Origin of the sequence: Pantoea sp. B_9, from assembly GCF_008632015.1 — a bacterium.
In the GTDB taxonomy this organism is placed as follows: Bacteria; Pseudomonadota; Gammaproteobacteria; order Enterobacterales; family Enterobacteriaceae; genus Pantoea; species Pantoea dispersa.
The window spans coordinates 94,483-109,954 of record NZ_VWVL01000005.1 but is presented as its reverse complement, the minus strand read 5'-3'; the positions used below and the strand labels follow the sequence as shown (position 1 = coordinate 109,954).

At 62.0% G+C, this 15,472-nt stretch carries 10 protein-coding genes; all 10 read left to right on the top strand.

The annotated features are described in order from the left end of the window. Nucleotides 1-25 precede the first annotated feature (25 nt). The 10 genes from lgt to recD all read left to right on the top strand — a co-directional run bounded on the left by lgt (nucleotide 26) and on the right by recD (nucleotide 15,445). Nucleotides 26-907, top strand: a complete 882-nt coding sequence (lgt, locus tag F3I21_RS16080) for a prolipoprotein diacylglyceryl transferase (RefSeq protein ID WP_021506703.1) — start codon at nucleotides 26-28, stop codon at nucleotides 905-907. Beyond that, nucleotides 904-1,698 carry a thymidylate synthase gene (thyA, locus tag F3I21_RS16075; RefSeq protein ID WP_021506704.1) on the top strand — a complete coding sequence of 265 codons (795 nt, stop codon included), beginning with the start codon at nucleotides 904-906 and terminating at the stop codon, nucleotides 1,696-1,698. The genes lgt and thyA overlap by 4 nt, the downstream gene beginning before the upstream one ends. A gap of 202 nt (nucleotides 1,699-1,900) precedes the next feature. Further along, a complete protein-coding gene (locus tag F3I21_RS16070; protein ID WP_150059311.1) occupies nucleotides 1,901-2,371 on the top strand; it encodes a prepilin-type N-terminal cleavage/methylation domain-containing protein in 471 nt (156 codons plus the stop codon). Continuing rightward, nucleotides 2,362-2,901, top strand: coding sequence for a prepilin peptidase-dependent protein (locus F3I21_RS16065; protein ID WP_150059310.1), 540 nt, complete (start codon nucleotides 2,362-2,364; stop codon nucleotides 2,899-2,901). The genes F3I21_RS16070 and F3I21_RS16065 overlap by 10 nt, the downstream gene beginning before the upstream one ends. Beyond that, a complete protein-coding gene (locus tag F3I21_RS16060; protein WP_150059309.1) occupies nucleotides 2,898-3,326 on the top strand; it encodes a DUF2509 family protein in 429 nt (142 codons plus the stop codon). The genes F3I21_RS16065 and F3I21_RS16060 overlap by 4 nt, the downstream gene beginning before the upstream one ends. Nucleotide 3,327: 1 nt before the next feature. Next, entirely contained in the window at nucleotides 3,328-3,618 is a 291-nt protein-coding gene (locus F3I21_RS16055; RefSeq protein WP_353887884.1) for a prepilin-type N-terminal cleavage/methylation domain-containing protein, read from the top strand. 61 nt (nucleotides 3,619-3,679) lie between these two features. Continuing rightward, nucleotides 3,680-7,060 (top strand): exodeoxyribonuclease V subunit gamma, encoded by a 3,381-nt coding sequence (gene recC, locus F3I21_RS16050; protein WP_150059307.1) that lies wholly within the window; start codon nucleotides 3,680-3,682, stop codon nucleotides 7,058-7,060. A 107-nt stretch (nucleotides 7,061-7,167) separates the two neighbouring features. Then, nucleotides 7,168-10,065 carry a pitrilysin gene (ptrA, locus tag F3I21_RS16045; protein WP_150059306.1) on the top strand — a complete coding sequence of 966 codons (2,898 nt, stop codon included), beginning with the start codon at nucleotides 7,168-7,170 and terminating at the stop codon, nucleotides 10,063-10,065. Beyond that, on the top strand, nucleotides 10,062-13,601 hold the full coding sequence (gene recB / locus F3I21_RS16040; RefSeq protein WP_150059305.1) for an exodeoxyribonuclease V subunit beta: 3,540 nt from the start codon (nucleotides 10,062-10,064) through the stop codon (nucleotides 13,599-13,601). The genes ptrA and recB overlap by 4 nt, the downstream gene beginning before the upstream one ends. Beyond that, nucleotides 13,598-15,445 carry an exodeoxyribonuclease V subunit alpha gene (gene recD, locus F3I21_RS16035; RefSeq protein ID WP_150059304.1) on the top strand — a complete coding sequence of 616 codons (1,848 nt, stop codon included), beginning with the start codon at nucleotides 13,598-13,600 and terminating at the stop codon, nucleotides 15,443-15,445. The genes recB and recD overlap by 4 nt, the downstream gene beginning before the upstream one ends. Nucleotides 15,446-15,472: the final 27 nt, after the last annotated feature.

The following is a 15,472-nucleotide window of genomic DNA, read 5'->3' as shown; positions in this document are numbered from 1 at the left end:
GCGGGCAGAAAAAACATGGTGAAAGATGACTAACGGCTACATTTCATTTCCCCAATTCGATCCGGTGATCTTCTCCATCGGACCGGTTTCGCTGCACTGGTACGGCCTGATGTATCTGGTAGGCTTTGTGTTTGCTATGTGGCTGGCGGTGCGCCGCGCCAACAAACCCGGTAGCGGCTGGAAGAAAGAAGAAGTTGAAAACCTGCTGTACGCGGGCTTCCTCGGCGTGTTCCTCGGCGGCCGCATCGGCTACGTGCTGTTCTATAACCTGCCGCTGTTCCTCGACAACCCACTCTATCTGTTCAAAGTGTGGGACGGGGGCATGTCATTCCACGGTGGTCTGATTGGTGTGATCGTGGTGATGCTGATCTTCGCCCGTCGTACCAAACGCACCTTCTTCCAGGTCTCTGATTTCATTGCGCCGCTGATCCCGTTTGGCCTCGGTGCTGGCCGTCTCGGCAACTTCATCAACGGCGAACTGTGGGGCCGCGTGGCGCCTGACTTTAAATTCGCCATGCTGTTCCCGGGTTCGCGCAGCGAAGACCTCGCGCTGGCGGCCAATAACCCGCAATATCAGGAACTGCTGAACACGTATGGCGTGCTGCCGCGCCATCCGTCACAGCTGTATGAGCTGTGCCTGGAAGGCATCGTGCTGTTTATCATTCTCAACCTGTTTATTCGCAAGCCGCGCCCGATGGGCAGTGTCTCCGGCCTGTTCCTGATTGGCTACGGCGCATTCCGCATTATCGTGGAGTTTTTCCGCCAGCCGGATGCCCAGCTTGGCCTGTTCGAAGGCGGTATCAGTATGGGCCAGATTCTGTCGATCCCGATGATTCTGGCCGGAGTGATTATGATGGTCTGGGCGTATCGTCGTCGCCCGCAGCAACAAACGCGTGAGGTAAAATGAAACAGTATCTGGATTTGATGCAACATGTGCTGAATGAAGGCGCAGAAAAGGCCGACCGTACCGGTACCGGCACGCTCTCCATCTTTGGCCACCAGATGCGTTTCAATTTGCAGGACGGTTTTCCGCTGGTCACCACCAAGAAGGTGCATCTGCGCTCGATCATTCATGAGCTGCTGTGGTTCCTAAAAGGCGACACTAACATCGGCTACCTGAAAGAGAACAAGGTCACCATCTGGGACGAGTGGGCGGATGAAAATGGCGATCTGGGACCGGTCTACGGCAAGCAGTGGCGCAGCTGGGGCAAGGCTTCCGGCGAAGAGATCGATCAAATCAGCAAGGTGATTGAGCAGCTGAAACGCGATCCGGATTCGCGCCGCATTATCGTTTCGGCATGGAACGTCGGTGAGCTGGATCAGATGGCGCTGGCGCCGTGCCACGCGTTTTTCCAGTTCTACGTGGCGAATGGCAAGCTGTCGTGCCAGCTGTACCAGCGTTCGTGCGATATCTTCCTCGGCCTGCCGTTCAATATCGCCAGCTATGCGCTGCTGGTGCATATGGTGGCACAGCAGTGCGATCTTGAGGTGGGCGATTTCGTCTGGACCGGCGGCGATACGCACCTGTACAGCAACCATCTCGAACAGGCGCGACTGCAGCTGACGCGTGAACCGCGACCGCTGCCGAAACTGGTGATTAAGCGTAAGCCCGCGTCGATTTTTGATTACCAGTTCGATGATTTCGAGATCGAAGGCTACGATCCGCATCCGGCGATCAAAGCGCCGGTCGCCGTGTAATCTGCCGCTCTTCAGCATCAGGCCCTGCCATCGCGCAGGGCTTTTTTTTGCCTGGCCTCCGTCCGCTTCTGCGGGAATTTTCTGAATCCGACGCGCAAAAAAAGGGTGCTGTCTGCACCGGACATAACTTTCCTGCGGCACGCTTTCCATCTTCTCTGTTTGCCGCTGTTGCTTTTCGTCCGGCAGGCGCAGAGTGCCGGTTATGAACAGAACCCAAAACGCCGGCTTTACGCTGCCGGAACTGCTGCTGGTTATGGTGATTGCCGGCATCCTCAGCATCGCAGCCTTACAGGGCTGGCAGCGCTGGCAACAGTATCAGCAACTGCGTGACAGCGTTCTGCAACTGCAGAGCTTTTTGCTGCGGCTGCGCGCACACGCCAGCTGGCACAACCGCGACCTCAGCCTGTGGCTGCAATCGGGCGAAAACGGCTGCCTCGGCACCGGGCCGCAGCCCGCAGAAGGATGTCAGCTGCCGTCGCGCTGGCTGTTCCGGCCGCCTTATCGCGAAGTGCGCATCACCGCACTGGTCGGCGAGCCGGGCTTTTACGGCCGACGCGATGTGGCCCGGCCCGGCAGTATCGAACTGGAGAGCGCAGCTGGCCGCTGGCGCGTCATCCTCTCCGCCCGGGCGCGCATCCGGGTCTGCCAGCCGGGAGAGAAGGGATGCGAATAGCGCAGGGGGGCTCCAGTCTGCTGGAGATGCTGATCGCCATGGCGATTGGCGCGGTGCTGATGGTCAGCGTCGGCCGCTTTCTGCCGCTGCTGCTGGAACAGAACCTGCGCCTGCAGCAGCGGGTCCAGCTGCAACAGGAGCTGCAGCAGGTTGCCGGCTCGCTGGCCAAAGCGCTGCGCCGTGCCGGTTACTGTCACGGTCAGTGCAGCGGTGCGGCGCTCACGCTGGTGAGCGGCGGCAGCTGTGTACTGCTGCGCTGGGACGAAAACAGTAACGGACGCTGGGAAGGTGTTGGTCACAGTGAAAGCGATTATTACGGCTATCGTCTGCGCAACGGACAGCTTGAGATGCAGCGCGGCGTGGACGAGTGCAGCAGCAACGGCTGGGAGCGCATCACCGACCCGGCATTCCTCACCCTCAGCACCTTCCGGGTTGAGCGCCAGGGCTCGCAGCTGCTGTTGCAGCTGGCCGCCACGGCGGGCCGCCAGCAGGCAGAGCTGGCGATAATAGCGGAGGGGCTGAATCTGTGAAGCAGCGTGGCAACAGCACGCTTGGCATGGTGGTGATGTTACTGCTGATGGGCGGGCTCACGCTGCACGCCGCGCGCACGCAGCTGGCGCAGGGCATGGCGCTGGTCGCCGACGAGCAGCAGCATCAGCAGGATTTCTGGCAGGCGCAGGCCGCTTTAACGTGGGGCCGGCAGCAAAACTGGCCGCAGGCCGCGGGCTGGCAGTGTCAGACCGCTCAGGCCGACGCGTGGCAAAGCTGTCTGCTGCGGCAGGAGGAGAATCATGGCTTATTATCGGCGCGCGGCACCGGACGCGCGCTCGTGCTCTATCAGTGGGTGTTGCTACGCAACGGTCAGCTGCAGCCACAGCCGCATGGCTGGATCGACTACTGCCCGCTGGCGAAGGCGGAGCAGTGTCAGCTGCCAGAGGCGACAGCAGGGTTTTAGCCTGGCGGAAACGCTGGTCGCCATGCTGCTGCTGGCGATGACCATCAGCACGCTGCTGCAGTATCATCACGCACTGGCGCTGGGATTTAGCCAGCAGTGGCAGCAGCGCCAGGCGTGGCAGGTAGCCGGGCAGGCGCTGCTCGGGCGTGATACTGCCGGCTGGCACATTGTGCACCAGCCGCAGAGTTTACCTGGCGGGTGTGTGCTGGATCGCGTTACCGTCACCGGACCCCATCAGCGCACGGCGTCGCTGGCGCGGCTCAATTGCCGCGAAGGTGATGCCGGCGGGTAGGCAGGCCAGACGATTAAGGGTAGAGTGACCGGGCTGCGCTTTCCCTTCTTTAAGGAGTTTTATGTTCCGGGTTTACCACTCCAATCGGTTAGATTTATTGAAAGACTTAGCGGTAGAGCTGATAAAACTCCAGCCGCTGGCCGATCCGCTCGCGGCTGAGCAGGTGCTGGTACAGAGCCCGGGCATGGCTCAGTGGCTGCAGATGGAGCTGGCTAACCGCTTCAACATTGCCGCCAACATTGATTTTCCGCTGCCCGCCAGCTTTATCTGGAGCATGTTCGTTAAAGTGCTGCCGGATATCCCGGAAGAGAGTGCTTTCACCAAAGCCAGCATGAGCTGGAAGCTGATGCACCGGCTGCCGGTGCTGCTGGAGCAGGAGGCGTTTCAGCCGCTGCGCAGCTATCTGCATGACGACGACGATCAGCGCAAACTCTACCAGCTCAGCGCGCGCGTGGCGGATCTGTTCGACCAGTATCTGGTCTATCGGTCCGACTGGCTGAACCGCTGGGAGCGCGGCGAACAGGTGGACGGGCTGAGCGATGCTCAGCAGTGGCAGGCGGCGCTGTGGCGCGATCTGGTCGAATTCACGCGCAGCCTCGGTCAGCCGATGTGGCACCGGGCCAATCTCTATGCACGGTTTATCCAGGCGCTGGAGCAGGCGTCAACGCCGCCGCCGGGGCTGCCGCAGCGCGTCTTCATCTGCGGTATCTCTGCGCTGCCGCCGGTTTATCTGCAGGCGCTGGAAGCGCTGGGCCGCCACATTGATATTCACCTGCTGTTTACCAATCCCTGTCGTCACTACTGGGGCGACATTCAGGATTACGCTTTCCTCGCGAAGCTGCAGAGCCGCCAGCGGCTGCGCCTGCATTCGCAGGAGACACAGCCGCTGTTCCGCGACCCGGATGCTGCGCCAGCGCTGTTTAACGAACTGGGCGAGCAGCAGCTGACCAATCCACTGCTGGCCTCGTGGGGCAAGCTGGGCCGCGACAACCTGTTTTTGCTGAGCCAGATGGAGTCAGCCGCCAACGACATCGATGCGTTTGTGGAGATGTCACCGGATAATCTGCTGCACTGCCTGCAGGCCGATCTGCTCAATCTTGACGATCGCGCGGTGATTGGGCTCAGCGCTGGCGAGCTGGCAGACAGCATGGACAAGCGCCGGCTCGATCCGCACGATCGTTCCATCACGCTGCAGGTGTGTCACAGCGCCCAGCGTGAAGTGGAAGTGCTGCAGGATCACCTGCTGGCGCTGATGGAAGCCGATCCGGAGCTGAAGCCGCGCGATATCATCGTCATGGTGGCAGACATCGACAGCTACGCGCCTTTTATTCAGGCGGCTTTTGCCAGTGCGCCGCCTGAGCGCTATCTGCCGTTCGCCATTTCTGACCGGCGCGCCAGTCAGGCGCATCCGGCCATCCTCGCGCTGCTCAGCCTGCTGGCACTGCCGGACAGTCGCTTTGCCTCAGAAGAGGTGCTGGCGCTGCTGGAGGTGCCGGCGCTGGCACAGCGTTTCTCCGTGGAGGAGAGCGGCCTGCGCCTGCTGCGCCGCTGGGTGATGGAATCCGGCATCCGCTGGGGACTGGATGACGCCAGCGTGGAAGCGCTGGCGCTGCCGGTCACCGGCCAGCACACCTGGCGCTTCGGCCTGCAGCGGATGCTGCTGGGCTACGCGCTGGAAAGCCGCAACGGTGACTGGCAGGGCATTCTGCCGTATGACGAATCCAGCGGCCTGATCGCCGAGCTGGCGGGCCATCTGGCCGAGCTGCTGGCGCGGCTCGACAGCTGGCGCACGCGCCTTGCGCAGACGCGCACCCTGGCGGAGTGGCTGCCGCTGTGCCGCGAGCTGATCGACAGCTTCTTCAGCGGCGATGCTGACAGCGAAGCGGCGCTGCTGCTGGTCGAAACGCAGTGGCAGGAGATCATTGAGCAGGGGATGCAGGCCGCCTATCAGCAGCCGATTCCGGTCACGCTGCTGCGCGATGAGCTGCGTGCGCGCCTCGATCAGCAGCGCATCAGCCAGCGCTTCCTGGCCGGGCCGATCAACTTCTGTACGCTGATGCCGATGCGCTCTATCCCGTTTAAAGTGGTGTGCCTGCTGGGCATGAACGACGGTGTGTATCCGCGCACCCTGGCGCCGCTCGGTTTTGACCTGATGCAGCAGCAGACGCGGAAAGGCGATCGCAGCCGGCGTGATGATGACCGCTATCTGTTCCTTGAAGCGCTGATCTCGGCGCAGCAGCAGCTGTACATCAGCTACATTGGCCGGGCGATTCAGGACAACACCGAGCGCTATCCCTCGGTGCTGGTGACTGAACTGGTGGATTATCTGGCGCAAAGCTTCTGTCTGCCGGGCGATGAAGCCTGTGAGCCGGACGTCAGTGAGCAGCGGGTGCGGGCACATTTGCAACGCCTGCACAGCCGCATGCCGTTTGCAGCGGAAAATTTTCAGCCGGGAAGCCACGTGCAGAGCTTCGCCGCAGAATGGTTGCCGGCGGCGACCGGCAGCGGCGTGGCGCAGCCCGGGTTTGTCCAGCCGCTGCCGGTTCAGCCGCTGACCACGCTGTCGCTGGAGCAGCTGCTGCGCTTCTGGCGTCATCCGGTGCGGGCGTGGTTTCAGCAGCGCCTCGGCGTGGCTTTCTGGATGGAGGAGAGCGAACTGCCGGACAGCGAACCGTTCGCACCGGACAGCCTGGAGCGCTATCAGATCAACGCTGAACTGCTCAATACGCTGGTCAACGGTGACGATCCGGCCCAGCTGTATGCGCACCATCGCGCCGCCGGTAATCTGCCTTACGGCGCCTTCGGGGAACTTTTCTGGCAAAGCCAGACCGAAGAGATGCAGGAAGTGGCGGCGGAAGTGAGCGCGCAGCGGCTGCCGGCGGAGAGCTGGGAAGTCAACCTGACGCTGGGCGCAACGCAGTTGACCGGCTGGCTGACTCAGGTGCAAGCTGATGGGCTGCTACGCTGGCGGCCGGGCGTGCTCAACATCAACGATGGCCTGCTGCTGTGGCTGGAACATCTGGTGTATTGTGCGCTGGGCGGCAACGGCACCAGCCGCATGTACGGTCGCAAACAAAGCCGCTGGCGCTTCGCGGCGGTGGCACCCGCCCAGGCGCAGGCGCAGCTGGCTGAATATGTGGCCGCCTGTGAGGCGGGTCTGGCGCAGCCGCTGCTGCTGCTGAATAAATCCGGCGGCGCCTGGCTGGACGCCAGCTTTGACAGCAAATCCGGCCAGCTTCAGGAAGATGACGCCACGCAGAAAAAGGCGCTCAACAAGCTGTTGCAGGCGTGGCAGGGTGGCTACCAGGTTGAAGGCGAGGGCAGCGATCCCTATCTGCAGCGCCTGTGCCGCACGCTGGACGAGCCGACGCAGCAGCAGATCATCGCTGCGGCGCGTCAGTGGTATTTGCCGGTGCGCCTCGCGCATCAGGATGATGAATAGCAACGGAAGTGCGGCCTGTACCTTGGCAGCCACCGTCTTATAAGAAAGTGTTTGAGTATCCCGACCGGCGCAACGCCGGCGGATAAGGGTAACGTTGAGGGGTTGAAATGCGGATTTACGCACGCTGGATAGGAGCGCTGCTGCTGAGCATGCTGGCGCTGAATGCCTTTGCCGACGACGGGCGCGGCTGGCAGCCGATTGATGAAACCATCCGCAAGAGCGATCACGATCCGCGCAGTTATCAGGCCATTACCCTGAGCAACGGCATGACGGTGCTGCTGGTGTCAGATGCTGCCGCGCCGAAATCGCTGGCAGCGCTGACGTTACCGATCGGTTCTCTGGACGATCCCGACAGTCAGCTGGGCCTGGCACACTATCTGGAACACATGGTGCTGATGGGGTCAAAAAATTATCCGCAGCCGGATAACCTGGCGGAGTTTCTCAAGAAGCACGGCGGCAGCCACAATGCCAGCACAGCCTCGTACCGCACCGCGTTTTACCTGGAAGTTGAAAACGATGCGCTGCAACCGGCGGTGGATCGTCTGGCGGATGCGATTGCGCAACCCCTGCTCGACCCGACCAACGCGGACCGCGAGCGGCATGCGGTTAACGCTGAGCTGACGATGGCACGCTCGCGCGATGGGCTGCGTATGGCGCAGGTTGGCGCGGAAACCCTCAACCCGGCGCACCCCGGCTCGCGTTATTCGGGCGGTAATCTTGATACCCTGAGTGACAAACCCGACAGCAACCTGCATCAGGCGCTGCTCGATTTCTATCATCGCCACTACTCGGCGAATCTGATGAAAGCGGTGATTTACAGTAACAAACCGCTGCCGGAGATGGCGACGATCGCTGCCGAGACTTTTGGTCGCGTGGCCAATCATCAGGCCAGCGTGCCGGATATTACCGTGCCGGTGGTCACCGATGCGCAGAAAGGCATCATCATTCATTACGTGCCAGCGCAGCCGCGCAAGCAGCTGAAAATTGAGTTTCGCATCGCCAACGACAGCGACCAGTTCCGCAGCAAAACCGACACCTTAATCAGTTATCTGCTGGGCAACCGCAGCAAAAATACCCTGAACGACTGGCTGCAGCAGCAGGGACTGGCGGATGGCGTCAATGCCGGCGCGGATCCGATGACCGAGCGCAACAGCGGCGTGTTTGCCATCTCGGTTTCGCTGACCGACAAAGGTCTGGCGCAGCGCGATCGCGTGGTGGCTGCAGTATTCAGCTACCTTGATATGCTGCGCAAACAAGGCATCGACAAGCGCTATTTCGATGAAGTCGCGCACGTGCTGGCGCTGGATTTCCGCTATCCATCAATTACCCGCGATATGGATTACATTGAGTGGCTGGTGGATACCATGCTGCGCGTGCCGGTGACGCACACGCTGGATGCACCTTATCTGGCCGACCGCTATGATGCGGCCGCGATCAACGCCCGTCTGGCTGAGATGACGCCGCAGAACGCCCGCATCTGGTACATCAGTCCCGCTGAGCCGCACAACAAACAGGCTTACTTTGTGAATGCGCCTTATCAGGTGGATAAAATCACCGCCGCGCAGTTCAGCGCCTGGCAGCAGCAGGCGCAGCAGATTCCGCTGTCGCTGCCGACCCTGAATCCCTACATTCCGTCGGATTTCTCCCTCATCCCCTCTGACGGTAAGCATTACGATCATCCGGTGGCGCTGACCAGTGGCGACAGCATGCGCATCTACTGGATGCCGAGCCAGTTCTACGCCAGCGAGCCGAAGGCCGCTATTACGCTCGCGCTGCGTAACAAATCCGCGATCAGCGATGCGCGCCAGCAGGTGTTGTTTGGTCTCAACGACTACCTCTCCAGCCTGGCGCTGGATGAGCTGAATTCGCAGGCTTCGGTGGGCGGCATCAGCTTCTCTACCGGTGAGGACGACGGGCTGGTATTCAATGCCAGCGGCTTCACCCAGCGCCTGCCGGAGCTGCTGAAAAAGCTGGTTGAAGGCTACGCCAGCTTCCAGCCGGATGCGCAGCAGCTGGAGCAGGCGAAATCCTGGTATCTGGATCGGCTGGAAGCAGCGGAAAAGGGCAAAGCGTTTGAACAGGCGATTCAGCCGATGCAAATGCTGTCCCAGCTGCCTTATACCCAGCGTGAGGCGCGACGCCAGCTGGTGAAACAGATCACGCTGCAGGAGGTAATGGATTACCGCGATGCGCTGATCCAGCACGCCACGCCGGAAATGATGGTGGTCGGCAACCTGTCGGCCGATCGCGTCAGGCAGCTGGGCGAAGAGCTTAAACAGCAGCTGCACAGCACGGGGCACGGTTACTGGCACAGCAATTATGTGGTGGTGGATAAGCCGATCAAAGCCAACCTGCAGAAAACCGGCAGCAGCACCGACTCAGCGCTGGCGACGCTGTATGTGCCGCTCGGCTACAGCGAGTATCAAAGTATGGCTAACAGCACCATGCTGAGCCAGGTTGTGCAGCCGTGGTTCTACAATCAGCTGCGCACCGAGGAGCAGCTGGGCTATGCGGTGTTCGCTTATCAGATGCCGATTGGTCGCCAGTGGGGCATTGGCTTCCTGCTGCAAAGCAACAGTAAACCGCCCGCTTATCTGCTGCAGCGTTTCCAGGCGTTCTATCCGCAGGCGGAACAGCGTCTGCGCAGCATGAAAGCGGAGGATTTCGCCCAGTATCAGCAGGCACTGATCAACGATCTGAAACAGCGTCCGCAAACGCTGGATGAAGAGGCCAACCGCTACAGCCGTGATTTCAATCGCCAGAACTTCGCGTTTGATACGCGCGAAAAAGCCATTGCGCAAATTCAGCAGCTGACACCGGCCAGCCTGGCTGACTTTTTCCATCAGGCCGTGCTGGCGCAGCAGGGCATGGCGATGATCTCGCAGATTGGCGGCAGTCACGATGGCACCCACGATGCGGATTACGCGCCGCTGCCGGGCTTTACCACCTGGGATGAAGTCGCCCGGCTGCAGCAGTCGCTCTCCGTGAAGAGTGATGCGCCATGAGTCAGCGCCCTGAATCGCTCAATCCCCTGACGCTGCCGCTGCAGGGTGAGCGTCTGATTGAGGCCTCCGCTGGCACCGGTAAGACCTTTACCATTGGTCTGCTCTACCTGCGTTTGCTGCTGGGACTTGGCGGACCGAATGCTTATGCGCGTCCGCTGTCGGTGGAAGAGATTCTGGTGGTGACCTTTACCGAAGCCGCCACCGCCGAACTGCGCGGCCGTATCCGGGAAAATATTCATGAGCTGCGGCTGGCCTGTCTGCGCGGCATCAGCGCAAATCCGATGCTGATGCAGCTGCTGGCCGACATTGCCCAGCCCGCTGAGGCGGCCTCGCTGCTGCTGGCAGCGGAACGTCAGATGGACGAGGCGGCGATCTTCACCATTCACGGCTTCTGCCAGCGCATGCTCAATCTCAACGCGTTTGAGTCCGGCATGCTGTTTGAGCAGCAGCTGATTGAAGATGAACAGCTGCTGTTGCGTCAGGCGACGGCGGATTTCTGGCGGCGCCACTGCTATCCGCTGACGCTGGATATTGCGCGCGTCATCGTTGCGGAATGGAGCGGGCCGGAACAGCTATTGTCGACGCTGCGCCCGTGGCTGCAGGGCGAGTCGCCCAGCCTGCGCCTGGCGCCGCACGACAGTGAAACCCTGACATCGCGCCACAGCAGCAACCTGGCGCGCATTGCCGAAATGAAAGCGCAGTGGCGGGCGCTGGGCGAAGAGGTGCTGACGCTGGTCGGGCAGTCTGATGTCGATAAGCGCAGCTACAGCAGCAAAAACCTGCCGCTGTGGGTCAGCAAAGTCAGCGCCTGGGCGCAGAGCGAGACCGCGGATTACCAGATTCCCGCCGAGCTGGCGCGTTTCGGTCAGCAGGTGCTCAATGAAAAAACCAAAAAGGGCGCGCCACCGCAGCACCCGTTGTTTGCCGCCATAGATACGTTCCTGGCGCAGCCGCTGTCGCTGCGCGATTTGGTGATTGCACGCGCGCTGGTGGAGGTGCGTCACGCGGTGCGTAAAGAGAAACGCCTGCAGGCGCTGCTGGGGTTTGACGATCTGCTGAGCCGGCTGGACGAGGCGCTGCAACAGCCCGGCGGCGAGCAGCTGGCGCAGGCGATTCGCCAGCGCTTTCCGGTGGCGCTGATTGACGAATTCCAGGATACCGACCCGCTGCAGTACCGTATTTTCCGCACGCTCTATTTACAGCAGCCGCAGCATGCGCTGCTGCTGATTGGCGACCCGAAACAGGCTATCTACGCCTTCCGCGGTGCGGACATCTTTACCTATATTCGCGCGCGCGGTGAAGTTCACGCGCACTACACGCTGGATACCAACTGGCGCTCGTCACCGGCGATGGTGGAGAGCGTCAATCAGCTGTTTATGCGCCAGCCCGCACCGTTTCTGTTTGCGGACATCCCGTTTCTGCCGGTCAATGCCGCGCCGCCCAATCAGCGTTTGTCGCTGAGTATCGACGGCGAGGAACAGGCCGCGCTGCGCTTCTGGCTACAGCCGGGCGCAGGCTGCAGCGTCAGCGAATACCAGCAGCTGATGGCGCAGCAGTGTGCCGCTGATATCAGCCGCTGGCTGCAGGCGGGTCAGCAACAGCGCGCGCTGCTGGGCAAAACGCCTGACCAGCGGCCGGTGCAGGCCTCGGACATTACCGTACTGGTGCGCAGCCGGAACGAAGCCAATCTGATTCGCGCCGCACTCAATCAGCTCGGCATCCCTTCGGTGTATCTCTCCAACCGCGACAGCGTGTATACCACGCCCGAGGCGCGAGAACTGCTGTGGCTGTTGCAGGCGATCCTCGCGCCCGAGCAGGAGCGGATGCTGCGCACCGCGCTGGCCACGTCGCTGTTTGCCTTTGATGCCGCGCAGCTGGACGCACTGGATCAGGATGCGCGCGGCTGGGATGCGCTGGTGGATACCTTTGCCCGCTGGCAGCAATTGTGGCACCAGCGTGGCGTACTGCCGATGCTGCGTCAGCTGATGCTGGAGCGCCAGCTGGCAGAAAACCTGCTGGCCTCAGAGAATGGCGAGCGTCGCCTGACCGATCTGCTGCACCTCGGCGAACTGCTGCAGGAGGCGGCGGCCCAGCTCGACAGTCCGCACGCGCTGGTGCGTTATCTGGCGCAGCAGATCGCACGACCGGACAGCCAGTCGGCCAGCCAGCAGCTGCGGCTGGAGAGCGACCGCCACCTGGTGCAGATTGTCACCATCCATAAATCCAAGGGGTTACAGTATCCGCTGGTGTGGCTTCCGTTTGCCGCCGGTTTCCGCGAGGCCGATATCGCGCTCTATCACGACCGCGAGCATTACAACGCGGTGCTGGATTTGCAGAATGATGAGCAAAGTCTGGCGCTGGCAGAGCAGGAGCGGCTGGCAGAGGATTTACGCCTGCTGTACGTGGCGCTGACGCGTTCGGTGTATCACTGCAGCGTCGGCGTGGCACCGCTGTTTCGCGGCACGCGCAAGAAAGAGGGCGAGAGCGATTTACATAAAAGCGCGCTGGGTTTCCTGCTGCAGCGCGGCGAGCCGGCCACCGCAGAACAGCTGGCGAGTTTACTGCACGACATCAGCGTGACCGGAACCGAAGTGGTGATGGCGCAGCCGCAGGGCCATGAACGCTGGCAGGCGCTGGACGAGGTTGACGATGAGCTGGATGCGCGCAGCGTCACGCGCGCGCTGGCCGATCCGTGGCGTGTCACCAGCTATTCCGGGCTGCAGCAGCACGGCAGTCACCGTCTGCTGGATGTGATGCCGGGCTTCGATGCGGAAGCGGTCGGGGAAGATCGCGAGGCGGAAGTGCTGGAAGCCGCGCTGACGCCGCACCATTTCCCGCGTGGCGCTGCGCCCGGGACTTTCCTGCATACGCTGTTTGAATCGCTCGACTTCACCCAGCCGCCGTCAGCGCCGCAGCTGGAACAGCAGTTGCAACAGAGCGGCTATCCGCTGCACTGGCAGCCGATGCTGAGCGAGTGGATTACCCGCGTGGTGAACACGCCGCTCAACACTCAAGGGATCCGGCTGAGCGACATCACACCGGGCAATCGCCTGATCGAGATGGAGTTCTATCTGCCGATTGATGGACTGCTGACGGCACCGGCGCTGGACGCGTTGATGCGGCAGGATCCGCTGTCGCGTCAGGCGCCGCCGCTCGACTTCCGCCAGGTGCAGGGCATGCTGAAAGGCTTCATCGACCTGGTATTTCGCTGGCAGGGCAAATACTATCTGCTGGATTACAAATCTAACTGGCTGGGCGAGAGTCATCAGGCATACACACCGCAGGCGATGGCGCAGGCGATGATCGACCACCGTTACGATTTGCAGTATCAGCTGTATACGCTGGCGCTGCATCGCTATTTGCAGCACCGCCTGACGGATTACGATTATGAACAGCATTTTGGCGGCGTATTCTATCTGTTTTTACGCGGCATGGATGGCAGCTCGCCGGATAACGGGGTGTTCCATACCCGACCGACGTCAGATTTCGTTACACAACTGGATAGCCTGTTTCGCGGGCCGGGAGCAGCAGCATGAGTAGCATGAGTACGCTATTGGCACAGGCGGCAGAACTGCGCCTGCTGCGGGCGCTGGATATTCAGTTTGCCCGGCTGCTGGCCGACGACGATCGGCCCGCGCATCTGCTGGCGGCTGCCTGTCTCAGCGCGGAAGCCGGTGACGGTCACGTCTGTCTGCCGCTGTCGCAGCTTACCCGCGAAGCGCTGTTCAGCGGTCGTCATCCGGAGCTGGCGCACGCCATCTGGCAGGCCGCCGGCGAGCCGCAGGACTGGCCAACGCTGCTGGCGGACTGGCAGGCGCTCAGCGCCAGCGATCGCCCGGCGCCGGTGGTGCTGCGTGATAACCGGCTCTACATGCACCGGCTCTGGCATCACGAAGGGGAAGTGGCGCGCTTCTTCCAGCCACAGGCGGCGCCGCAGCTGTTTGCGCCCGAACAGGTGCGCAGCGTGCTGGATACCTTTTTCGGCTGCCAGCCTGAGGACTGGCAGAAAATTGCGGCGGCGGTGGCGCTGACGCAAAAAACTGCGGTGATCTCCGGCGGACCCGGCACCGGTAAAACCACCACGGTGGCGAAGCTGCTGGCGGCGCTGATTCGCCTCAGTGAGGGAACGCTGCGCATTCAGCTGGCCGCGCCTACCGGCAAGGCGGCGGCGCGGCTCACCGAGTCGCTGGGTAAGGCGCTGCGCAGTCTCGACGTCAGCGATGCGGAGCGCCAGCGTTTTCCGGCAGAAGCCACCACGCTGCACCGTTTACTCGGTGCCCAGCCGGAGACGCAGCGCCTGCGCTACCACGCCGGTAATCCGCTGCATCTCGACGTGCTGGTGGTCGATGAAGCCTCGATGGTCGATCTTGACATGATGGCAAACCTGATCGCCGCGCTGCCCGCTCACGCGCGGGTGATTTTTCTCGGCGATCGCGACCAGCTGGCCTCGGTTGAAGCCGGTGCGGTACTCGGGGATATCTGCCGCTGTGCCGAGGCGGGCTACAGTCCGGTGCGTGCGCTGCAGCTCACCACGCTGACCGGCTGCGAGGTTGCCGGCACCGATGATGCCGTGGCCCCGGCGGTGCGCGATGCCATCTGCCTGCTGCGCAAAAGCTACCGTTTCGCGGCGCACTCCGGCATCGGTCAGCTGGCTGCGGCGGTCAATGCCGGCGAAGCGCAGGCGGTCGAGGCGGCCTTTCAGGCGGGCTTCAGTGATATCGTGCGCCAGCCGCTCAACGATGCCGAAGCGTATCAGGCGATGCTGACGCAGATTGCCGAAGGCTATCGGCCATTTCTCCAGCTGATTAACCAGCGTGCCGCACCGGCCGAGGTGATTGCTGCGTTTGGCCGTTATCAGCTGCTGTGCGCCCTGCGCGAAGGGCCATTTGGCGTACAGGGGCTCAATCAGCGTATTGAGCACAAGCTGATGCAGCTGCAGCTGATTCGGCGTCCGGCAGGGGGCAGCCGCTGGTATCAGGGGCGTCCGGTGATGGTGACGCGTAACGACAGCGCGCTCGGCCTGTTCAATGGTGACATCGGCATTACGCTGTTCGATGAGGAAGGGCTGCTCAAGGTGTTTTTCCCGCTGCCTGATGGCAGCATCAAAGCGGTACAGCCAAGTCGCCTGCCGGCCCATGACACGGCATGGGCGATGACGGTGCACAAATCACAGGGTTCGGAGTTTGACCACACCGCGCTGGTGATGCCGGCTCAGTTCCTGCCGGTACTGACGCGCGAGCTGATTTACACGGCTATTACCCGGGCGCGCAGCCAGCTGACGCTGTTCAGTGATGAAGCGGTGTTCCGGCGCGCGGTGCAGCTGCGCACGCAGCGGCGCAGCGGGCTGCTGGATCGCTTAGGGGGAGAAGAGGGTAGATGATTGCGCCGCCGCGGGGAATAGCCCTCA

Excerpts from the sequence above, each read along its gene's own strand:
- recD (WP_150059304.1), top strand. The coding sequence starts at position 13,598 with ATGAGTAGCATGAGTACGCTATTGGCACAGGCGGCAGAACTGCGCCTG.
- ptrA (WP_150059306.1), top strand. The coding sequence starts at position 7,168 with ATGCGGATTTACGCACGCTGGATAGGAGCGCTGCTGCTGAGCATGCTG.
- recC (WP_150059307.1), top strand. The coding sequence starts at position 3,680 with ATGTTCCGGGTTTACCACTCCAATCGGTTAGATTTATTGAAAGACTTA.
- thyA (WP_021506704.1), top strand. The coding sequence starts at position 904 with ATGAAACAGTATCTGGATTTGATGCAACATGTGCTGAATGAAGGCGCA.
- F3I21_RS16070 (WP_150059311.1), top strand. The coding sequence starts at position 1,901 with ATGAACAGAACCCAAAACGCCGGCTTTACGCTGCCGGAACTGCTGCTG.
- recB (WP_150059305.1), top strand. The coding sequence starts at position 10,062 with ATGAGTCAGCGCCCTGAATCGCTCAATCCCCTGACGCTGCCGCTGCAG.
- lgt (WP_021506703.1), top strand. The coding sequence starts at position 26 with ATGACTAACGGCTACATTTCATTTCCCCAATTCGATCCGGTGATCTTC.
- F3I21_RS16065 (WP_150059310.1), top strand. The coding sequence starts at position 2,362 with ATGCGAATAGCGCAGGGGGGCTCCAGTCTGCTGGAGATGCTGATCGCC.